The following is a 19,768-nucleotide window of genomic DNA, read 5'->3' as shown; positions in this document are numbered from 1 at the left end:
CATGATGTGATGAGGCATGCGAATCGTGATTTCGGGTGCATCGGGATTTATCGGAACCGCGCTGACCGAGCGTCTTCTTCGCAAGGGGCACGACGTCGTCAGGCTAGTTCGCCGCCCACCAACAGGAACCGGCGAGGCACAGTGGGATCCTGGCGCGGGGCAATTGGACGAGACGGTCCTGGACGGTGCAGACGCGGTGGTCAATCTCTCCGGGGCGGGCATCGGGGACCGCCGCTGGACTAAAACACGCGTGCGGGAAATCATCGACTCGCGCCTGCGGTCAACAAAAACACTCACCACGGCCATGGAACGGCTCGGAACCCCTCCCGGAACGTTTCTGAGCCAGTCAGCGTCAGGCTACTACGGCTCGTCCCGTGCCGGTCTGCTCCGCGAGGAAACGGGACCGGGCAACGGCATGCTGGCCACCTTGTGCGTTGATTGGGAGGCCGCCGCCCGCACGGCCCCTGCGGGCGTGCGGGTCGTAACCCCGCGCACCGGCGTGGTCCTCAGTCCTGACGGCGGGGCGCTGGGGCCACTCCTGCCACTATTGAAGTTAGGTGTGGGTGGTCCGCTAGGAAATGGTCGGCAATACTGGCCATGGATTTCCTTGGTGGATGAAGTGTCCGCTTTCGAATACCTGCTCGACTCGCCGCTTGAGGGTCCCGTCAATGTCTGCGCCCCCGAAAGTGCCGACGTCAACGCGATCGTTGCCCAGCTGGCGGCAGCGCTCCACCGGCCAGCGTTCCTCCGCGTACCTGCCCCGGCGCTGCGTCTCGTCTTGGGTGGCCATCTGGCAGAGGAACTGGTTCTTGCCAACCAGCGCATGGAACCGGCCAAGCTCATGGCCGCCGGCTTTGACTGGCAGCACCCCGCATTGGCTGACGCGGCCCGATGGGTGGCAAGCGGCGGCAACTGATCACCCTTTTCCACTCACGTCTGCCTAGCCAGGATCTCGGCGATCTTCCACCCCTCGCTGTCACGCAAAAGGACCACCCTGAGTTCTTGAGGTTTGCCGGCGGGACGCACGCGGACCACTTGCCCCCTGGCATCCCGTTCTTCATAGGCTGAGGTCTCCAAGGTGACGGCAACCGTCGCGTGCTCGCGGCCGGCAGCACCTTCCACGCCCGTGCTGATCAAAGTGGTGGAGAAACCCGAAAGAACGACGCCGGCGCTGTCCAATCCGTCCCTGACTTTGCGGTCGGCAGCAGCTGCCGCAGAGCCTTCCACATTGATGTATTCCAGTAGTTCAAACTTGCCGGTACTGAACGCCCTGTCCCGGAGGGCCGACAGTCCCCTGATGGCTTCTTCGGGGTTTTGGGAGCGGATCTGCACCTGTACAGCTGCGGGAACGCCGTCGAGGGCGGAACCCATCTGTCTGGGCTCTTCCCGCCCCTGCGCCTGTGCCGGCCTCTGCGCTTGCTGCGCAGTTCCCGGTCCTCGATCACCGGCCCACCACACCGCGGTTGTCGATCCGGCCACCACCAGTGTCCCGAGGGCGAGCACGATGGGCGCCGCCCGCCGTCGTGCGGAAACGAGCGCAGCTGCCGACCGGCCTGTTCGCCCTCCCCATCGCCAACGGAAACGGCCGAAAAATGCCTTGATGCGGGTCCGTCTCGTACGAGTATGAGAAGCCCGACGCCGGGTCAGCAGTTCCGGAACAACCGTCGCGTGCACCGCATCCGAAAGGTCCACAGCTGCCGGTGCCGCGCTCCGGTAGATGGCGATACCAAGTTCCGCCACGGAAGGCCTTTGCTGCCTCTCTGGATGAAGTCCGGCCTCGATGGCAGCGGCGAGGGCAGCGGGGACTGCCGGCACCAGGAGCGTCAGCGGTGGCCTGCGGGCCGCACTGTCCGGGGCGGAGCCGGTGAGGCAATACCAGCCAAGGGCGGCAAGGGCGTAGGTATCGCGCTCAGGGTGGAGCTCCGCAGCCCCACTGCCGATCGGTCCCGGATCCGCGAAGCCGGGCGTACCGGAGTCCGGGACGCCGGCAGCATCTCCCACCATGCGCGAAACGCCCAAATCCGACAAGAGCGGTTTCCCCTGGGCAGTGAAAAGCACGTTCCCCGGCGAAACGTCGGAATGCGTCATGCCCTGGTGGTGCAGATAGGCCAAAGCCTGCGCGAGGGGGGTAAGGATAGTCACTGTCTCCCCCACGCTGAGGCGCCCCCTGCTGGAGAGCAATTGCCCCAGCGAACCCCCGGGCGCGTAATCCATGACCAAGCCCAGGCCGCCGTCGGACGCCCCTCCCAATTGGACGACGCGACGCACCTTGACAAGGTGCTCGTGGTCCAGCCGGGACAGAAGGTGCAGCTCACGAAGCATGGAAGATTCGGCGTCGCCCGGGTCCCCCATCTCTGGTCTCCGGGGAAGGCATTTCACGGCGAAGCTGCTCCCCGAGCGCTTCTCCATGGCGAGCCATACCGTGGCGCTTCCGCCGCGGCCAAGCTCACGGACGGGCACAAAGCCGGGAATCACGGGTTCGGCAGGGTCCGTCTCCTGGGAGCGCATGGCGCCCGAGTCGTCCTGACCACCCGTGCCGGGGGCAAAAATCTCCATGCGTCAACAGATACCGGAATTCCCGGATTGCCGCAGAAGTTATCCACAGGCAGGGTGGAAGGCGCCGCGGGACCTAGCCGAGTCACAACTGAGAGCTTGGCCACAAAATCATGGGCTCCGTCCAGCGGGGTCTAAGCTTGTCCCCATGACTCTTGAGTTTTCACAGCTGGGTCTTGCCCCGGATTTCGTGGACTATATGCAGGGCTGGGATATCCAGCGCGAACTCCACAACAAAGTTGTTGCGGGCGAGAAACCCAGCACCGTCCTGCTCCTCGAGCACGCGGCGGTCTACACGGCAGGCAAGCTCACGGAGGACCATGAGCGTCCTTTTGACGGCACTCCCGTTGTCCCTGTGGATCGGGGAGGCAAACTGACTTGGCACGGGCCGGGCCAGCTGATTGCCTACCCCATCCTCAAACTGAAGAACCGCGCCGGCATCCGTGACTACGTCGAGCGTCTCGAAGACGTCATGATCGCGATCATGGAGGACTACGGGATCAAAGCCACCCGGGTCAAGGGCCGGGCGGGCGTCTGGGTCCTGGCAGATGACAAGGGTCCGGACCGCAAAATCGCTGCGATCGGCATCCGCGTCCTCGACGGCGTCACCATGCACGGCGTGGCCATCAACTGCAGCAACGATCTCGCACCTTACGCGCAGATCATCGCATGCGGCATCACGGATGCCAGTGTCACCACCATGTCCCTCGAGACCGGGCGGACCATCAACCCCGCCGACATCGCTGAGCGCTTCAAGGAAGAGTTCCGCAAGCACGAAGAAGCACTCGTATCCAGCCCCGAAGGAGCAATCCAGTGACCCTGGCACCTGAAGGCCGTAAGCTGCTGCGCGTTGAACAGCGCAACAAAGCCGTCCCGGTCGAACGCAAGCCCGAGTGGATCAAGGCCAAGGTCCAGATGGGCCCGGAATTCGTGGGCCTGAAGAACCTCGTGAAAAAGGAAGGCCTGCACACCGTCTGTGAAGAGGCCGGCTGCCCGAACATCTTCGAGTGCTGGGAAGACAAGGAAGCAACCTTCCTGATCGGCGGCTCCGAATGCACCCGCCGCTGCGACTTCTGCCAGATCGACACCGGCAAACCCTCCCCCGTGGACCGGTTCGAACCCACCAAGGTGGCCCGCTCCGTCCAGGCCATGGCCCTGCGCTACGCCACCGTCACCGGCGTCGCCCGGGACGACCTCGCCGACGAGGGCGTCTGGCTCTACGCCGAAACCGTGCGCAAGATCCACGAACTGAACCCCGGCACCGGGGTGGAACTGCTCATCCCGGACTTCTCCGGCAAACCCGAACACATCGCCGCCATCTGCGACTCGAACCCGGAGGTGTTCGCGCACAACGTCGAGACCGTGCCCCGGATCTTCAAGCGCATCCGCCCCGCGTTCCGCTACGACCGCTCCCTGGACGTCATCACCCAGGGCCGGGACGCCGGCATGGTCACCAAGTCCAACCTGATCCTGGGCATGGGCGAAACCCGCGAGGAAATCTCCGAAGCCCTCGCCGACCTGCACGCCGCGGGCTGTGACCTGATCACCATCACCCAGTACCTGCGCCCCTCCGAACGGCACCTGCCCGTGGACCGCTGGGTCAAGCCCCAGGAATTCGTCGAGCTCGCCGCCGAAGCCGAGCAGATCGGCTTCCTCGGCGTCATGTCCGGACCCCTGGTCCGCTCCTCCTACCGCGCCGGACGCCTCTGGGCCACCGCGATGCGCAAAAAAGGCCGCGACATCCCCGCCCACCTGGCCCACATCGCCGACGGCATCCAGGACTCCGGCACCACCCGCCAGGAAGCCAGCACCCTCCTCGCACACCACGCGTAGCACCCGAGCAAAGTACGGTCGAATGACCGGACCGCGGACAAATCCGGCGTCCGGTCCTTTGGCATAAATCACGTAGAATTAAGGCACTATGGCGAAATCCCCTGATTCCAGCAACTCGACAACATCGGCTGCCGACGCTCCCAAGCGCGGCTTGTTTTCCCGCAAGCCCAAGGAAGCCAAGGCCAAGAAGCCGAGCCAGCTGAAGCAGATCGGCGAGGTCTTCAAGATGACCCGCCGCAATGACCCCACGGTTGTGTGGCTCATGCTGCTGGCGTTCCTTGGTGTCGTTGCCGTCAGCCTCGTCGTCGGTCTCCTCTTGAACAACTGGGTCACGGGCCTGATCATCGGCGTCCCCTTGGGCCTGCTTGCAGCGGTCTTCATCCTCTCGCGCCGCGCGGAGCGGGCAGCCTTTGCGCAGATCGAAAACCAGCCTGGAGCCTCAGGTGCGGCTCTGGGAACCCTGCGCCGCGGCTGGATCACGGAAGACCAGCCGGTCGCCGTCAACCCGCGCACCCAGGACGCGGTCTTCCGCGCCATCGGCCGTCCCGGCGTCGTACTGGTGACCGAAGGACCTTCACACCGGGTCAAGCCGCTGGCTGAGGCCGAGCGCAAGAAGCTCTCCCGCATTCTCCCGAATGTGACGATCCACGTCATCGAAAGCGGTCGTGGCGAGGGCCAGGTGCCAATCAGCCAGATTGCAAAGACCATGAACAAGTACAAGAACGAGCTCACCAAGGTTGAGGTCAACGCTGTGAGCAAGCGGATCTCGTCACTCGGCAACCGTCTGCCGATCCCGAAGGGCATCGACCCGTACAAGGCACGCCCCGACCGCAAGGCAGCCCGCGGACGCTGAAGACGACAGACAAAGAACCGCCCGGTTCCCGGAGTTATCCAGGAACCGGGCGGTTCTTTGTCTGCAGAAAGTTACATCCGGATGAGAATCGTGTTCATGGCTTTGTCATGGAGGCCACGCTGATCAGGATCAAACACAACCGCGGGAATCACGAGGCAAAGGAGAAGCGTCCTTACCACGGCAGCCAGGGGCCCTGCCGGCCCTCCACCGAGCCGCACCACGTGGATGCCCGCAACCCGGTGTCCGATGCTGTAGCCGAGCGTGCCGATGAGAAGGATCTGTTCCACCGCAAAGACTGCAAGCGTTGCCCACTGGTTGCCACCGAAGGCAAAGTTGCTGATCGCCAAGGCAATGACCCAGTCGATGCAGATCGCCAGGATACGGCGGCCGGCCCGGGCGATGGAGCCGGGACCGGACTCAGGCAGCCCGAGCCGCTCTCCGGGGTACTTGGAGATTCCGGACGTATCCGGCCCAGTGAGCCATGAACCAATGTCTTTTCGATCAACCACGGTTCAAGCTTACGGCTTCACATCGGGTGCCCGACGGCGGGTGGCGGCGCGTGGTGGAACGTTCGCTGAGTTCACAAGGAAACAGACACACAGCGGGAAGACATAGACTGGCACTGCAGTAGACCAGTAGCGTTTACACGGCAGGCAGTTCTGTAACCTGCACGAAACAATACTGACACCCCTGGGAAATCCCTTATCCCTATGGTTAGAGAAGTTGCTAGCCGCCGCAGCAGGGATACTTTTTTGTCTCCCTGCTTTCGGTTTGCGCTGGACCAGACGGCCCGAGGGCCTGTTACCTGTTATGCGTTAGGAGCATAGATGTTCAAGACTGCGGACGAAGTCCTCAAGTTCATCAAAGACGAAGACGTTAAGTTCGTCGATATCCGCTTCACCGATCTTCCGGGCATCCAGCAGCACTTCAACGTGCCGGCCAAGAGCGTTGACGCTGACTTCTTTGTCAACGGTCAGCTCTTTGACGGATCTTCCATCCGCGGTTTCCAGGGCATTGCCGAGTCCGACATGCAGCTCATCCCGGACCCCACCACGGCCTTCATTGACGCTTTCCGCGTTGAGAAGACCTTGGCCCTGAACTTCTCCATCGTGAACCCCCGCACCGGTGACCCGTACCACCGTGACCCGCGAGGCGTTGCCGAAAAGGCTGAGGCCTACCTCGCCTCCACGGGCATTGCCGACACCGCATTCTTCGCTCCCGAGGCTGAGTTCTACGTTTTCGACAACGTCCAGTTCGAGTCTTCCCCGCAGGGCTCGTCCTACAAGATCGACTCCATCGAAGCACCGTGGAACACCAACCGCGAAGAAGAAGGCGGTAACCTCGGCTACAAGACCCCCTTCAAGGGCGGCTACTTCCCCGTTTCCCCGGTCGACCACCAGGCCGATCTGCGTGACGCGATGTGCATCGCCTTGGACGAAGCTGGCCTCGAGGTTGAGCGCTCCCACCACGAAGTTGGCGCCGCAGGCCAGGCAGAGATCAACTACAAGTTCACCACGCTGGTGCACGCCGCTGACGACCTGCAGAAGTTCAAGTACGTCGTCAAGAACACCGCCTGGGAGTACGGCAAGTCCGTCACCTTCATGCCGAAGCCGATCTTCGGTGACAACGGTTCGGGCATGCACTGCCACCAGTCGCTGTGGAGCAACGGCGAGCCGCTGTTCTACGACGAAAAGGGTTACGCGGGCCTTTCCGATACTGCACGCTGGTACATCGGCGGCCTGCTGAAGCACTCCTCGGCCGTGCTCGCGTTCACCAACCCGACGGTCAACTCCTACCGCCGCCTTGTCAAGGGCTTCGAAGCTCCGGTCAACATGGTTTACTCGCAGGGCAACCGCTCTGCCGGTATCCGTATCCCGATCACGGGCTCCAACCCCAAGGCCAAGCGCATCGAGTTCCGCGCTCCGGACCCCTCGTCCAACCCGTACCTGGCGTTCGCTGCACAGCTGATGGCTGGAATCGACGGCATCCGCAACCGCATCGAGCCCCCGGCGCCGATCGACAAGGACCTGTACGAGTTGCCCGCCGAGGAAGCAAAGGACATCCCCAAGGCTCCGGGTTCCCTTGAGGAAGCACTGGCCGCGCTGGCTGAGGACAACGAGTTCCTACAGGCCGGCGGCGTCTTCACCCAGGACCTGATCGACACCTGGATCGAGTACAAGTACGAGAACGAGATCCGTCCGCTGTCCCTGCGCCCGAACCCGTACGAGTTCGAGCTCTACTACGGCGTCTAAGTAACACCGCAAGAAGCAAGAAGGGGTCATGGGCAAGCGTCCGTGGCCCCTTCTGCGTTAACGTTCGCAGGGTAATTCGCACACCAAACAAGAACGGCTGTGTCCGTTAAGACACAGCCGTTCCTGGTGTGAAAGGCCCCGGATTCGCCGGGATCGGACCCCCCAATTTTCCCTACACCCTCCGGCGCCCGCTCATCAACCGGAAGAGGAAGACAATGATCGCCAAGACGATCAGAATCGGAGCGATCCAGAGAAGGAACCCCAAGGCCTTTACCGTGCCGCCAATGATAAAGAAAACGATCGCGATGACCGCGACGATTCCGAGGATGACATTCATGATGTACCGTCCGTTTCAGTCGTAAACATTCTGATGATTGCCTTTATCGCTGTGCAAACCTCAGCAACCTTACTGTAAGCATGCTTATTATTCTAATCCGGAACCCAAAATGCCTGTCGCCGCAGTGAAGGTAGTGGTACGTTCAGCGTGATCAGGATGCCTCAGGCGAGTCCCCTCTCATCCGGCTCCTGACGCAACTTCTGAAAGCAGAGGCAAACGATGACAACGCTAATGATCTTCCATGAAGTCGACGACGTTGAGCACTGGCTCAGCTCACCGAAACGGGAAGAAATCTTCGGACCCCTGGGCTTCACAGTTCGAACGTTCGTCGACCCGGCAAAAACCAACCGTGTTGGTTTGATCGTCGAAGTCCCCGACATGGAAACGTTCCAGCGAATGATGGAGTCCGAAACCGCGGCCGACGCGATGAAATTCGACGGCGTGCGACCCGAAACAATCGTGACGCTCGTCGAGTCTTAGATACCGCTCAGTCGCCGAAATTCCGGTACATCGTCCATTGCGGCCCGGCTGAGCCACCCAGGTACATGCCCGCCGCGGCAAAGCCCGCCTTTGCGTATGCGGCCTTGCCGGCAGGATTGCGCTCGTTGACGGAGAGCACGACGCCGGCCTGGCCGCCACCCATCCTCGCCGTCACCTTCACCGCTTCCCGAACAGCCGCCGCTGCAGCCTGCGTACCCAAGCCTCTCCCTTGGAGCCGCCGGTCGATCAGGAACCCTCGCAAAAGCCAGGCAGAATCGTCGTCAGGCCAGCCTGCCAGGGTTGCCGCACCGGCCTGCAAAGTGAAGACTCCAACGGCGGCGCCGGCCGCTTCGATCACATACGGCAGGCGGCTTTCGTCCTCCAGGCCCATGAGCATCATCTTGAAAGGGTCGCCGACGAAGTCTTCCTGCCCCCCGGCCAATTCCATACCCGCGATGTCGCCGAGTTTGATGGCTCGGGCGTCGTCGTCGAGATTCTTCAAGGGAATGAGCCACACCGTTTCAAGCATCTTTCGAGCTTAGCTGTCCCCGCTGCGCCCGGCGACGCGAACCTGGGATCACTGGCCGTAGAAGTCCTTTTCAAACACGGCCCGGGTCCTTCGGCTCAGCCGCAGGTAATCCTCTTCGAAAACTGCGGCTTGGCCAGGGGCGTAACCACACCACCGGGCAACGGCCTCCAGGTCCCGCCGGGAGGCAGGCAAGAGATCAGAGGCGCGCCCGGTGCAGATCACATTCGCCGACCGGATACGGCTCGCGAGCCGCCAAGCCTCGCGGAGCAACACGATGTCACCCTTGTCGATCAGTCCCAACGACTCAATCGCGTCGAGGGCCTGCAGGGTGGAAGTGGTCCGGAGCCGCGGATGCTCACCTGCGTGCTGGAGCTGCAGCAGCTGCACAAGCCATTCGACGTCGCTGAGTCCGCCCCTACCGAGCTTCACATGCCTCGCGGGATCGGCCCCCCTGGGGAGCCGTTCGGATTCGACGCGCGCCTTGACCCGTCGGATCTCCCGCACATCCGTCTCGGCGAGGGCCTTCGGGTAGCGGATTGGGTTGATGAGCCAGAGGAATTCCGCCGCCAATTCGTCGTTACCCGCCATGGGTTGGGCCCGCAGCAGCGCCTGGGCTTCCCAGATAAGGGACCACCGGCGGTAATACTCGGCGTAGGACTCCAGGGAGCGGACCATGGCGCCGTTCTTCCCTTCAGGGCGAAGATCGGCGTCAACGGTCAGGACCCGCTCGGCCAGGATGGCCGGCTTGAGGGGCTGGGTCAGCAGGGTGGAAATGTGACCAACAATGGCAAGGGCCTGTTGCTGGGCTTCGGATTCACTCGCTCCGGGAAGGGCGCGATGGACGTACATGACGTCTGCGTCCGAGCCGTAGCCGATCTCGCGTCCGCCTTGCCTGCCCATCGCAACCACCAGGACCTGCGTTTTGAGTGGCCCCTCTGAGGCCACGATGGCCTCAGCGACATGCAGGGCACCTAGTACGGCCGCTCGGTCAGCGTCGGCCAATGCCGTGCCCACTGCATCCTGCTCCAGGACGCCGGAACTGTCCGCGATGGCAATCCGGAGGATCTCCCGGCGCCGGATAAGCCTGATGAGCCGCATTGCATTCTCGGGATCGGCATGCCGTGACATCTTGGATTGGATTTCCTGCCACTGAGCTTCAAAGCTTAGGGGCACGAGTTCCTTGTCGGCACCAAGCCAGGCAACGGATTCCGGGGAAACCTCCAGGAGGTCCGCGATCAGCCGGGAATTGGAAAGCACGTGGCATAGCCGCTCGGCTGCCGCTTGCGAGTCCCGGAGCATTCCGAGATACCAATGGGTGGTTCCGAGGGCTTCGCTGACACGCCGGAAGGCCAGCAAGCCGGCGTCGGGGTCTACTCCTTCGGCGAGCCAGCCGAGAAGGATGGGAAGCAGTTGCCGCTGCAAGGCGGCGCGGCGACTGACTCCCGCCGTGAGGGCTTCTATGTGGCGCATGGCGCCCTGCGGGTCGCGGTAGCCCAGCGCCGCGAGACGGCCTTGTGCGGCTTCCGGGGTGAGCCGGGCGTCCTCGCTACTCAACTTCGCGGCAGTGTTGAGCAGGGGCCGGTAGAAGATCCGGTCGTGCAGTTCCCGAACGGACCGCTTGGTCTTCTGCCAGGTTTCGATCAAGGCATCAGGATGGGGCCTGCCGGTGGAAAACGGGCCCAGGACGGCCTTGGCGAGGAAACGCAGCGATTCCTGGCTGGTAGGCATGAGGTGCGTCCGACGCATCTGGAACAACTGGATCCGGTGCTCAAGAACCCGCAGATAGCGGTAGGCTGCGTCGAAAGCGGCGGCATCCACCCGGCCAATGTAGCCGCCCGCGGAAAGGGCGGAGATTGCCGACGTCGTATCCCGGCAACGGAGCGTTTCATCGGACTTTCCGTGGACGAGTTGCAGGAGCTGCACGGTGAACTCGACGTCCCGCAGCCCGCCGGGACCCAGCTTGATTTGGCGCTGTTCCTCCGCCGGGGCAATGTTGTTGGTGACCCTGCGACGCATCGCCTGCACGGATTCCACGAAGCCTTCCCTGCCGGCAGAAGCCCACACGAGTGGCTGGACGGCTTGCTCGTACCGTGCCCCGAGGTCCCTGTCCCCTGCGATGGTCCGGGCCTTGAGAAGCGCCTGGAATTCCCAGCTTTCCGCCCATTTCGCGTAATAGCTCAAGTGCGAGGGAAGCGTCCTGACCAGCGGACCCGACTTTCCTTCAGGGCGCAGGTTCGCGTCGACCTCCCACAGCCCGGGTTCGGGCGCCGTCGAGGAAATCGCGCGGGAGATGCCGGCGGCGAGGACCGTACCGATGGTCGCGGCCTCGGAGTCCTCCAGGTCCGGCGCCTCGATCACGTAGATGACGTCGACGTCGGAAATGTAGTTGAGCTCGCGGGCACCGCATTTGCCCATGCCGATGACAGCCAGCCCGACGCCGGCAATATCCGCGACATCGAAAGTCGCCGCGGCTTCCGCCCGGGCCACTGCCAGTGCGGCCTCTATCGCCGCACCGGCGAGGTCGGCCAGTTCGGCGCCGACGGCGGGCATGAAGTCCTGGGGGCTGGCGGCGCAGAGGTCCTTGATGGCCAGTTCGGTCAATCCCCGCCGGTAGGCCGTCCGAAGAGCGGTGTATGCGGCCGGTCCCGATATTCCCGCGACGGGCCGGGGAGAGTTGGGGTCCGCTTTGACCGAACGGAGGAGCTTCATCCGCAGTTCACCGGCGTCGGCGGATAACGGCTCGGGACTGACGCGGACATCGAAGACGTCCAGATGCTCCGGATGCCTGATGAGGAACTCCCCCAGGGCCTCGGATGCCCCCAGCAGGCGGTACAGCGGCTCGCTGCGATCCGTGTGCTCCCCCGCGAGCTGTTTGAGTGAGGGGTGCTTCTCAATCAGGCGGACAAGCGACTGGAGAGCGGTGTCCGGGTTGGCGCTGAGGTGCAGCCCGGCAAAGATTGTGTCTTGGTCGATGCCGTCGAGTTCACGGGCGGCAAGAAACCGTTCACCCTTCTCAAGGTCGCTGAAGCCGGCTGAGATGAGCCGGCGGGCCAGGCTCACACTCACGGCCTAGAGAATGCCGAGGTTGCGCTTGAGCTCGTAGGGCGTGACCTGGAGCCGGTAGTCCTGCCATTCCGCACGCTTGTTGCGCAGGAAGTGGTCAAAGACTTGTTCACCGAGGATGTCCGCCACCAGCTCTGAATCTTCCATGGCCCGTATGGCGTCATGGAGGCTCGCCGGCAGCGGGGTGTGGCCCATCGCTTTGCGTTCGGCCGAGGTCAGCGACCAGACATCGTCCTCCGCGGCGGCCGGAAGCTCATAGCCTTCCTCGATGCCCTTGAGCCCGGCGCCCAGCAACACGGCGTACGCCAGGTAAGGGTTGGTGGCAGAGTCGATCCCGCGGTATTCGATCCGCGCGGACTGGCCCTTGCCCGGCTTGTAGAGCGGCACACGAACCAGCGCGGAACGGTTGTTATGTCCCCAGCTCAAGTAGCTCGGGGCTTCGCCGCCACCCCAGAGACGCTTGTAGGAATTCACGAACTGGTTGGTGACCGCCGTGAACTCCGGGGCGTGCCGGAGGATACCGGCAATGAACTGGCGTGCGGTCTTGGACAACTGGAATTCGGCGCCGGCTTCGTAGAAGGCGTTGGTGTCACCCTCGAACAGTGAGAAGTGCGTGTGCATGCCGGACCCCGGGTGGTCGGTGAAAGGCTTGGGCATGAACGTGGCATACGTGCCCTGCTGCAGGGCCACTTCCTTGATGACCGTGCGGAAGGTCATGATGTTATCCGCAGTCTGGAGGGCGTCCGCGTAGCGGAGATCGATCTCATTCTGGCCAGGACCGCCCTCATGGTGGCTGAACTCCACCGAAATGCCCACGGATTCAAGCATGGTCACGGCAGTGCGGCGGAAGTCCTGTGCCACGCCACCGGGTACGTGGTCGAAGTAGCCGCCCTCGTCAACGGGAACAGGGACGCCGTTGGGGTCAAGATCCTGGGACTTCAGGAGGTAGAACTCGATCTCGGGATGCGTGTAGCAGGTGAACCCCATGTCCGCCGCTTTGGCGAGGGTGCGCTTGAGCACGTTCCGGGGATCGGCAGCGGACGGCTCGCCGTCGGGGGTCAGGATGTCGCAGAACATCCTGGAGGTCTGCTCAGTCTCACCACGCCACGGCAAGATCTGGAACGTGGAGGGGTCTGGCTGGGCCAGCATGTCCGACTCGAACACCCGGGCGAGGCCTTCGATGGCCGAGCCGTCAAAACCCAGGCCTTCTTCGAAGGCGCCTTCCACTTCTGCGGGGGCCAGTGCCACCGATTTCAGGGAACCGACGACGTCGGTAAACCACAAGCGTACGAAGCGCACATCACGCTCTTCGATAGTTCGCAGAACGAACTCTTGCTGGCGGTCCATGAGGCCTCATTTCCGGGTCAACGTCCATGCCGTCGGTTCGAGGGTTCGAAGCCGACGACAACTCAGCATTCACTCTACTAAGCATTGGCCCCGAATGGCTGCACCCCCAGTTCGCGTAACACAGCGTTTACAAATGTGAGGCTCCTCATGCGCCGGTGGCTAGGACGGCCACTACCGCATACGCTCTATTCATGGCCCCAAGCAACAGTTCTGATTCCAGCATGCCCGCCGATGTTCCTGCTCCTTACGGAACCGGGCCTGCTGCAGCAGGTTCAGCGGCTTCAACGGACGCTTCCGCACCGAAGGCTCCTGCCAGGATCCGGACGCACCACCTTCAACAAGCCAAGGCCAAGGGTGAGCGCTTTGCGATGTTGACCGCCTACGAGCAGTACACGGCTGAAATCTTCGATCAGGCCGGCATCGAGGTCCTGCTGATTGGCGATTCGGCTTCCAACAATGTCTTTGGAAATGAAACGAGCCTCCCCGTAACGGTCGATGAACTCCTCCCGCTGTGCCGAGCGGTAGCCCGGTCCGCCAAGCGTGCTTTGGTAGTGGCCGACCTTCCCTTTGGCAGCTACGAAGTCTCGCCGGAGCAGGCAGTGGCAACCGGTGTCCGTTTCCTGAAGGAAGGGCTGGCACACGGCGTCAAGATCGAAGGGGGCGCCTTCTACGCCGGAACAGTCCGGGCCATGGTCCAGGCAGGCATTCCCGTCATGGCGCACATCGGCTTCACGCCCCAGAGCGAACATTCGTTGGGCGGCTACCGCGTCCAAGGCCGGGGCGAGGATGCCGCCCGCCTGGTGGAGGACGCAGTTGCCCTCGCCAACGCCGGAGCGTTCTGTGTGCTCATGGAGATGGTCCCCGCGGAAACTGCAGCCGCCGTCGACGCCGCCATTGAAGTGCCCACCATAGGGATCGGCGCCGGCAATGCGACCACGGGCCAGGTTCTGGTATGGCAGGACATGGCCGGTCTGCGTGGCGGGAAGATGGCCAAGTTCGTCAAGCAATACGCGGATCTGCGCACCACACTCAGCGACGCGGCCAAGGCGTACGCCGACGACGTCAGGTCCGGCCAGTTCCCCGGCCCGGAACACTCTTTCTAGGAGAACGCACTTTCAGTCCTCGTCGTCCTTGTCCCAGGCGTCGTTGCGGGCTTTGACCTTTTCCAGGGCGTGCTCCGCTTCCTCGCGGGTCTTGTAAGGACCGATCAACTGGGTCCAGTCAGACAACGCGTCCTCTTCGATCTGGTGTGTCTGAACGTTGTACCAGTACTCCGCCACGGTTTCTCCTCTGCGAATCCCGCCGAAGCATTGGCGGGGGCTTTGGCCCATCGACCGGGCCGTTATTTAGCAACTTAGTTACTTGCGTCTCGTGCGTCCCTTATATGATCAATCTATGCCTTCTCCCGCCCTGACCGCACCCATCGGCACGCTCACCCAAGGAACTGTCAGCCCACAGCTGCCAGTACCGGCGTCCATCCCGCGTCCGGAGTATGTCGGCAAGCCTGCACCGGCAAAGTTCACCGGCTCAGAGGTCAAATCGGCGGAAACCATTGAGAAAATCCGCGTCGCCAGCAAAATTGCAGCCCAGGCGATCGTCGAGGTAGGAAAGCACGTCGAGCCCGGCGTCACCACGGACCAACTGGACCGGGTTGGCCACGAGTTCCTTCTGGACCACCACGCGTACCCGTCAACCCTTGGCTACCGGGGCTTCCCCAAGTCCCTGTGCTCATCCCTCAACGAGGTCATCTGCCACGGCATTCCCGACAGCACCTTTGTGCAGGACGGGGACATCCTGAACATCGACATCACGGCCTACATCAACGGCGTTCACGGTGACACCAACTACACCTTCTTGGTGGGAGACGTGGACGAAGAATCACGCCTGCTGGTTGAACGCACCCAAGAGTCTCTCAACCGTGCCATCAAGGCAGTGGCTCCCGGCCGCGAAATCAATGTGATCGGCCGGGCTATCCAGTCCTACGCGAAGCGCTTCGGCTATGGTGTGGTCCGCGACTTCACCGGTCACGGTGTTGGTGAGGCCTTCCACACCGGACTGATCATCCCCCACTATGACGCCGCGCCCGCCTACAACACAGTGATCGAGGCGGGCATGGTCTTCACGATTGAGCCCATGCTCACCCTCGGAACAATCGAATGGGATATGTGGCCCGATGACTGGACCGTAGTCACCCGGGACCACAAGCGGACCGCGCAATTTGAACACACCCTGTTGGTCACCGAGACCGGCGCCGAAATCCTGACTCTTCCTTAAGCTCTCCGGAAGGTCACCTGCAGCCGTTCGTGCTGCGACATGCCCACCCCTCCTGCCATGAACGGACACGCATTGACCAAGAAGGATGAGAAGATCCACAAGAATGGCCCGCTGATCGGCATTGACGTCGGTGGCACCGGTATCAAGGGCGGCATCGTCGATCTCAAAAAGGGCAAGCTGCTCGGGGACCGCCTGCGCATTCCCACGCCGCAGCCCGCGACGCCCGAAGCAGTCGCCGAAGTGATCGCGCAGATCGTCGACGAGCTGTCTGCCCGTTCGGACGCCCCTGCCGAGGGCTCGCCTGTTGGAGTAACCTTCCCGGGAATCATCCAGCATGGCGTGGTCCGCTCGGCCGCCAACGTGGACAAGTCCTGGCTAGACACCGACATTGATTCGCTTCTCACCAAGCGCCTGGATCGTCCCGTCGAGGTCATCAACGACGCCGACGCAGCCGGTCTCGCGGAAGCCCGCTACGGAGCGGGCGAAGGCGTCGATGGCACCGTCCTCGTCATTACGCTCGGCACCGGTATAGGTTCGGCCTTCATCTTCAACGGGCACCTGGTCCCCAACGCCGAGCTCGGCCACCTCGAAGTGGACGGCCACGACGCTGAAACGAAGGCCTCCGCGGTCGCCCGTGAACGCGACGGCTTGAGCTGGGAAGAGTACAGCGTGCTGCTGCAACGCTACCTTTCCCACGTCGAATTCCTATTCTCCCCCGAGCTCTTCATCATCGGTGGCGGTATTTCGAAGCGCTCGGATGAATACTTCCCGCACTTGGACCTGCGTACCCGCATCGTCACGGCGGAGCTGAAGAACGACGCTGGAATCGTGGGGGCGGCCCTGGACGTCGCGCTGCACCACAAGCTTGCGAAGTAGCGCGGCAGCATTCCGGATGGACGACCGCGTGCCCGACGTCGCGGTTGTCTCCGGAGCTGCGCTGCCGGTATTCGGCGGACGATAATGGTGCCGGTGGTGGCTGCGGCTTCCCCTCCGCTGCCACCACCGGAGCTAGAGGGAGCTCTTCTCGGAGCTCTTGCCTTTGGCCCCCTTCGCCGCGTTTTCCGCGGCGGCAGTTTCAGCCTCGTGGCGTAGGAGCGAAATGGCGGACTCGAAGTCCTCCAGGGATTCGAATGCTTGATAAACACTGGCAAAACGCAGATAGGCCACTTCATCAAGTTTCTGGAGCGGTCCGAGGATGGCCAGACCGACCTCATGGGCGTCGATTTCGGCTGCACCGGATGAGCGGATGTTCTCCTCGACTTCCTGAGCCAGCATAGCGAGGTCGTCTTCGGTGACAGGCCGTCCCTGACAGGCCTTGCGCACGCCATTGATGATCTTTATCCGACTGAACGGCTCTCCCACCCCGGAGCGCTTTATGACGGACAAGCTAGTGGTCTCCACCGTGGTGAAACGGCGTCCGCATTCAGGGCACTGCCGCCGACGGCGGATGGCGGAACCGTCGTCGGCCATTCGACTGTCCACGACGCGCGAGTCGGGGTTACGGCAGAACGGACAATACACGCTGGGCCTCCCCCGCTCGGTTCCGGCCCGGGCGTCCTCACGGCCGTATGGGCCGGGAAAGCAAAAGGTGCCGGAAGTTTGACTTCCGGCACCAGTTTACGGCTACCTAAGGGCTAATGACAAGACTGTAATTACTACATGTAGTAGTCCTAACCCATACATGTAGTGGTTAGGCACCCGAAAAGCGGATCTTGACCGCGTCGCCGTGGCCGGGAAGGTCCTCAGCGTCAGCAAGACTCACAATGTGCTTGCTGACCTCCTGCAAGGCAGCCTTGTTGTAGTTGATGACCTGGACGGCGCGGAGGAAGGTTGTCACGTTCAGGCCCGAAGAGAAGGCAGCGGTACCACTCGTGGGCAACACATGGTTGGAGCCCGCACAGTAGTCGCCGAGGCTGACTGGGCTGTAGTCCCCCACAAAAATCGCTCCTGCGTTGCGGATTCTTGCCGCGACCGCGGCTGCATCCGCCGTCATGATTTCCAAGTGTTCGGCTGCGTACGCATCGCAGACCGCAATACCCTGCTCAAGATCGTCAACCAGCACCACGCCTGATTGCGGTCCGGACAATGCGGTGCGAACCCGTTCGCCATGTTTGGTGCTCCCTGACTGGAACGCGAGTTCCCGCTGCACAGCCGAGGCGAGTTCCACGGAATCGGTGATCAGCACCGAGGCCGCTTTGGGGTCGTGCTCAGCCTGGCTGATAAGGTCCGCCGCCACGAGCGCCGGGCGGGCCGACGCATCAGCCAGGATGGCGATCTCCGTGGTGCCCGCCTCTGAGTCGATCCCCACGACGCCTTTGACCAGACGCTTGGCGGTGGCCACGAAGATGTTGCCGGGGCCCGTCACAACATCCACGGGTTCGAGGGACTCCTCATGGCCGGCTCCCGGGATCCCGAAGGCAAACGAAGCGATCGCCTGGGCACCTCCGATGCCATAGACTTCGTCAATTCCCAGCAATGCGGCAGCGGCCAGGATGGTTGGGTGGGGCAGGCCGCCAAAGTCCTTCTGGGGCGGGGAGGCCAGTGCGATGGATGTGACTCCGGCAGCCAGCGCCGGAACGACGTTCATGATCACCGAGGACGGGTACACGGCCAACCCGCCGGGAACATACAGTCCCACGCGGCCCACCGGTACCCAATTCTGGCTGACGACGGCGCCGTCCCCCAGTTCGACGTGGACGCTCGCCGGCCGCTGGCCGTCGGCGAAACGACGGGCACGGCTGATGGATTCCTCCAGTGCGGCACGGACAGCCGGATCCAGGTTTTCGAGGGCCCCGGCGAGGGCGGCAGCCGGGACGCGGGGGTGGGACTGTTCCACGCCGTCGAACGCCAGGGCCAACTCACCAAGCGCTTCAAAACCCCGGGAGCGGACGGCGGTGATGATATCCAGGACCTTTTGCTCTGCGTCCGCCATGGTCTGATGCTCCGCTCGGGGCACCGCGGCGCGCAGTTCCGCCAAGGTCAGCGACCGTCCGCGCAAGTCGATACGACGGAAGTCCAGGGGCTGGGCGGCGGTGTCGGCAGAATTCTCCGGAGAAATGGTCACCAGATCATTTTACGGGGCGTGGGGCGATGCCTCCGGCTGCTTTCCCATCAGCCCGAAAAGAGTCAGGAGAAATGTCACCAGGGCCGTCGCTCCCGGCCACAGCAAAAGCGCCGCCATTGCCCGCAAGGTGAAGCCTTCACTTCCACTCGCCGCGGCGCTGGAAGCGGGGCCCCACCACTGCGCCGCGAGCAGGCCAACTTGCCAAGCCACCAGCGCGCCAGCCAAGCCACCGAGAACAGCGAGGAAAGTCCTCATGCCCTGACCCGGCCTCCGTACCTTGCTGTCGAGCAGGACCGCCGTGAAGCAGCCGGCAAGAAGCAGAAGCCCGGCCAAGACCAAGTCCCGGGGAAATCGACCCGCAGCAGCGGAGGGATCGGCGAGCGCGGAATTTCCGGAAATCAAATTGAGTCCGCCTGGAGCAAGGAGCCACCATGCCAGGCCCAGCGCGATGCCCGAGGCGGCCGGCACGGCGAGCCATAACCACCATCTGCGGTCTCGCGGGTCCGTGTCCGCCGCGGGGACGGACTCAAGGAGGTTAGATGTTGGCTTGGTCATGACACAAACATTAACAAACGTTTCTGGACGCTCAACAAGCGAGCGCCCCGACAGGTGGCGGAATACGCTGAACCCACCAGCGTTAATACCAATACGTCATGCAGGAGATCGAGCAAAGTGGCCTCGGAAGAATCGGCTTTTGAAGGAACCTTCAAGCAAATGTTCCGCCGGCATGCCGCCGGGGTTGCCATCATCACTGCTGACTTCAACGGCAAGCCTTTCGGATTCACCGCGACGTCGGTGGCGTCACTGTCGGCAGAGCCCCCGCGTTTTACGTTCAACATGTCGCGCAGTTCCAGTTCCTGGCCCGCGGTGGCGAATTCCACGTATATCGGCCTGCACATGCTGGGCCTGGAGAACCAAGCACTTGCCGACCGGTTCGCGCGCACCCAGGAACGGTTTGAAGGCGATCACTGGGAACCTGGACCCTTCGATGTCCCCATCCTGAAGAACGTGGCCGGCTGGTTGATCGGCAAGATCCAGATGCGCCTGTCCTTCGAAAACAACGCAATCGTGGTGGTGGAAGTTGTCGACGGGCTTGTTGGCGACGACGACGCTCCCCTGCTCTACCACTCCGGCTCTTACAGCCAGCCGGTTCCCCTCGACTACGAAATCTGAGTAACCAAGC

Annotated in this window: 20 protein-coding genes; 10 read left to right on the top strand and 10 right to left on the bottom strand. The window is 62.9% G+C overall.

Annotation, left to right across the window (positions count from 1 at the left end; genetic code table 11):
- Positions 1-16: 16 nt before the first annotated feature.
- Entirely contained in the window at positions 17-916 is a 900-nt protein-coding gene (locus LFT43_RS07705) for a TIGR01777 family oxidoreductase (RefSeq protein ID WP_395801956.1), read from the top strand.
- Positions 917-930: 14 nt separating this feature from the next.
- On the opposite strand, the gene LFT43_RS07700 is transcribed toward LFT43_RS07705, so the two are convergent.
- Entirely contained in the window at positions 931-2,556 is a 1,626-nt protein-coding gene (locus LFT43_RS07700; protein WP_395801954.1) for a serine/threonine protein kinase, read from the bottom strand.
- A 145-nt stretch (positions 2,557-2,701) separates the two neighbouring features.
- Between LFT43_RS07700 and lipB the strand changes: the two genes are divergently transcribed.
- From lipB to LFT43_RS07685, 3 genes are all read left to right on the top strand, one after another.
- Positions 2,702-3,370, top strand: a complete 669-nt coding sequence (gene lipB / locus LFT43_RS07695) for a lipoyl(octanoyl) transferase LipB (protein ID WP_395801953.1) — start codon at positions 2,702-2,704, stop codon at positions 3,368-3,370.
- The gene (lipA, locus tag LFT43_RS07690; RefSeq protein ID WP_395801952.1) at positions 3,367-4,386 is read left to right on the top strand and encodes a lipoyl synthase; all 1,020 of its coding nucleotides are present in this window, start codon (positions 3,367-3,369) and stop codon (positions 4,384-4,386) included. The genes lipB and lipA overlap by 4 nt, the downstream gene beginning before the upstream one ends.
- 88 nt (positions 4,387-4,474) lie before the next feature.
- Positions 4,475-5,239: a DUF4191 domain-containing protein gene (locus LFT43_RS07685; RefSeq protein WP_395801950.1), complete on the top strand. Its 765-nt coding sequence runs from the start codon at positions 4,475-4,477 to the stop codon at positions 5,237-5,239.
- A gap of 71 nt (positions 5,240-5,310) precedes the next feature.
- Here LFT43_RS07685 and LFT43_RS07680 read toward each other — a convergent pair whose 3' ends face one another.
- The gene (locus LFT43_RS07680) at positions 5,311-5,748 is read right to left on the bottom strand and encodes an RDD family protein (protein WP_268022847.1); all 438 of its coding nucleotides are present in this window, start codon (positions 5,746-5,748) and stop codon (positions 5,311-5,313) included.
- 318 nt (positions 5,749-6,066) lie between these two features.
- On the opposite strand from LFT43_RS07680, the gene glnA (LFT43_RS07675) reads away from it, so the two are divergent.
- A complete protein-coding gene (gene glnA, locus LFT43_RS07675) occupies positions 6,067-7,491 on the top strand; it encodes a type I glutamate--ammonia ligase (RefSeq protein WP_395801948.1) in 1,425 nt (474 codons plus the stop codon).
- A 172-nt stretch (positions 7,492-7,663) separates the two neighbouring features.
- Here the strand turns inward: glnA (LFT43_RS07675) and LFT43_RS07670 are convergent, their stop codons facing one another.
- Complete coding sequence (locus tag LFT43_RS07670) at positions 7,664-7,828, bottom strand: hypothetical protein (protein WP_395801946.1); 165 nt, start codon at positions 7,826-7,828, stop codon at positions 7,664-7,666.
- Between the two features lie 219 nt (positions 7,829-8,047).
- Between LFT43_RS07670 and LFT43_RS07665 the strand changes: the two genes are divergently transcribed.
- Positions 8,048-8,308 (top strand): hypothetical protein, encoded by a 261-nt coding sequence (locus LFT43_RS07665; protein WP_395801944.1) that lies wholly within the window; start codon positions 8,048-8,050, stop codon positions 8,306-8,308.
- Between the two features lie 7 nt (positions 8,309-8,315).
- On the opposite strand, the gene LFT43_RS07660 is transcribed toward LFT43_RS07665, so the two are convergent.
- The 3 genes from LFT43_RS07660 to glnA (LFT43_RS07650) are packed head-to-tail and all read right to left on the bottom strand — an operon-like array spanning position 8,316 to position 13,247.
- The gene (locus LFT43_RS07660; RefSeq protein ID WP_395801942.1) at positions 8,316-8,837 is read right to left on the bottom strand and encodes a GNAT family N-acetyltransferase; all 522 of its coding nucleotides are present in this window, start codon (positions 8,835-8,837) and stop codon (positions 8,316-8,318) included.
- A gap of 48 nt (positions 8,838-8,885) precedes the next feature.
- On the bottom strand, positions 8,886-11,897 hold the full coding sequence (locus LFT43_RS07655) for a bifunctional [glutamine synthetase] adenylyltransferase/[glutamine synthetase]-adenylyl-L-tyrosine phosphorylase (RefSeq protein ID WP_395802959.1): 3,012 nt from the start codon (positions 11,895-11,897) through the stop codon (positions 8,886-8,888).
- Between the two features lie 9 nt (positions 11,898-11,906).
- Positions 11,907-13,247, bottom strand: a complete 1,341-nt coding sequence (gene glnA, locus LFT43_RS07650) for a type I glutamate--ammonia ligase (RefSeq protein WP_395801940.1) — start codon at positions 13,245-13,247, stop codon at positions 11,907-11,909.
- Positions 13,248-13,438: 191 nt separating this feature from the next.
- On the opposite strand from glnA (LFT43_RS07650), the gene panB reads away from it, so the two are divergent.
- Positions 13,439-14,350 (top strand): 3-methyl-2-oxobutanoate hydroxymethyltransferase, encoded by a 912-nt coding sequence (gene panB, locus LFT43_RS07645; protein ID WP_395801938.1) that lies wholly within the window; start codon positions 13,439-13,441, stop codon positions 14,348-14,350.
- A 12-nt stretch (positions 14,351-14,362) separates the two neighbouring features.
- Here panB and LFT43_RS07640 read toward each other — a convergent pair whose 3' ends face one another.
- On the bottom strand, positions 14,363-14,527 hold the full coding sequence (locus LFT43_RS07640; RefSeq protein ID WP_155854374.1) for an SPOR domain-containing protein: 165 nt from the start codon (positions 14,525-14,527) through the stop codon (positions 14,363-14,365).
- 115 nt (positions 14,528-14,642) lie between these two features.
- Between LFT43_RS07640 and map the strand changes: the two genes are divergently transcribed.
- Both map and ppgK read left to right on the top strand, forming a co-directional pair.
- On the top strand, positions 14,643-15,521 hold the full coding sequence (map, locus tag LFT43_RS07635) for a type I methionyl aminopeptidase (protein ID WP_395801936.1): 879 nt from the start codon (positions 14,643-14,645) through the stop codon (positions 15,519-15,521).
- A gap of 72 nt (positions 15,522-15,593) precedes the next feature.
- The gene (gene ppgK / locus LFT43_RS07630) at positions 15,594-16,397 is read left to right on the top strand and encodes a polyphosphate--glucose phosphotransferase (RefSeq protein WP_395802957.1); all 804 of its coding nucleotides are present in this window, start codon (positions 15,594-15,596) and stop codon (positions 16,395-16,397) included.
- A 132-nt stretch (positions 16,398-16,529) separates the two neighbouring features.
- Here ppgK and nrdR read toward each other — a convergent pair whose 3' ends face one another.
- The 3 genes from nrdR to LFT43_RS07615 form a co-directional block, all read right to left on the bottom strand.
- Positions 16,530-17,042, bottom strand: a complete 513-nt coding sequence (gene nrdR, locus LFT43_RS07625) for a transcriptional regulator NrdR (RefSeq protein WP_268022864.1) — start codon at positions 17,040-17,042, stop codon at positions 16,530-16,532.
- 169 nt (positions 17,043-17,211) lie between these two features.
- Positions 17,212-18,585 (bottom strand): histidinol dehydrogenase, encoded by a 1,374-nt coding sequence (gene hisD / locus LFT43_RS07620; protein WP_395801934.1) that lies wholly within the window; start codon positions 18,583-18,585, stop codon positions 17,212-17,214.
- 9 nt (positions 18,586-18,594) lie between these two features.
- Positions 18,595-19,140 (bottom strand): hypothetical protein, encoded by a 546-nt coding sequence (locus tag LFT43_RS07615; RefSeq protein ID WP_395801932.1) that lies wholly within the window; start codon positions 19,138-19,140, stop codon positions 18,595-18,597.
- Between the two features lie 117 nt (positions 19,141-19,257).
- On the opposite strand from LFT43_RS07615, the gene LFT43_RS07610 reads away from it, so the two are divergent.
- Positions 19,258-19,758: a flavin reductase family protein gene (locus LFT43_RS07610; protein WP_268022870.1), complete on the top strand. Its 501-nt coding sequence runs from the start codon at positions 19,258-19,260 to the stop codon at positions 19,756-19,758.
- Positions 19,759-19,768 lie beyond the last annotated feature (10 nt).

This window comes from Arthrobacter sp. FW306-04-A (genome assembly GCF_044358315.1).
Lineage (GTDB): Bacteria > Actinomycetota > Actinomycetes > Actinomycetales > Micrococcaceae > Arthrobacter.
The sequence above is the reverse complement of the archived record's forward strand: the minus strand, read 5'-3'. Positions and strand labels throughout refer to the sequence as shown.

Excerpts from the sequence above, each read along its gene's own strand:
- LFT43_RS07660 (WP_395801942.1), bottom strand. The coding sequence starts at position 8,837 with ATGCTTGAAACGGTGTGGCTCATTCCCTTGAAGAATCTCGACGACGAC.
- panB (WP_395801938.1), top strand. The coding sequence starts at position 13,439 with ATGGCCCCAAGCAACAGTTCTGATTCCAGCATGCCCGCCGATGTTCCT.
- LFT43_RS07615 (WP_395801932.1), bottom strand. The coding sequence starts at position 19,140 with ATGACCAAGCCAACATCTAACCTCCTTGAGTCCGTCCCCGCGGCGGAC.
- LFT43_RS07665 (WP_395801944.1), top strand. The coding sequence starts at position 8,048 with ATGACAACGCTAATGATCTTCCATGAAGTCGACGACGTTGAGCACTGG.
- glnA (WP_395801948.1), top strand. The coding sequence starts at position 6,067 with ATGTTCAAGACTGCGGACGAAGTCCTCAAGTTCATCAAAGACGAAGAC.
- lipB (WP_395801953.1), top strand. The coding sequence starts at position 2,702 with ATGACTCTTGAGTTTTCACAGCTGGGTCTTGCCCCGGATTTCGTGGAC.
- map (WP_395801936.1), top strand. The coding sequence starts at position 14,643 with ATGCCTTCTCCCGCCCTGACCGCACCCATCGGCACGCTCACCCAAGGA.
- LFT43_RS07705 (WP_395801956.1), top strand. The coding sequence starts at position 17 with ATGCGAATCGTGATTTCGGGTGCATCGGGATTTATCGGAACCGCGCTG.
- LFT43_RS07685 (WP_395801950.1), top strand. The coding sequence starts at position 4,475 with ATGGCGAAATCCCCTGATTCCAGCAACTCGACAACATCGGCTGCCGAC.
- LFT43_RS07670 (WP_395801946.1), bottom strand. The coding sequence starts at position 7,828 with ATGAATGTCATCCTCGGAATCGTCGCGGTCATCGCGATCGTTTTCTTT.
- LFT43_RS07700 (WP_395801954.1), bottom strand. The coding sequence starts at position 2,556 with ATGGAGATTTTTGCCCCCGGCACGGGTGGTCAGGACGACTCGGGCGCC.
- glnA (WP_395801940.1), bottom strand. The coding sequence starts at position 13,247 with ATGGACCGCCAGCAAGAGTTCGTTCTGCGAACTATCGAAGAGCGTGAT.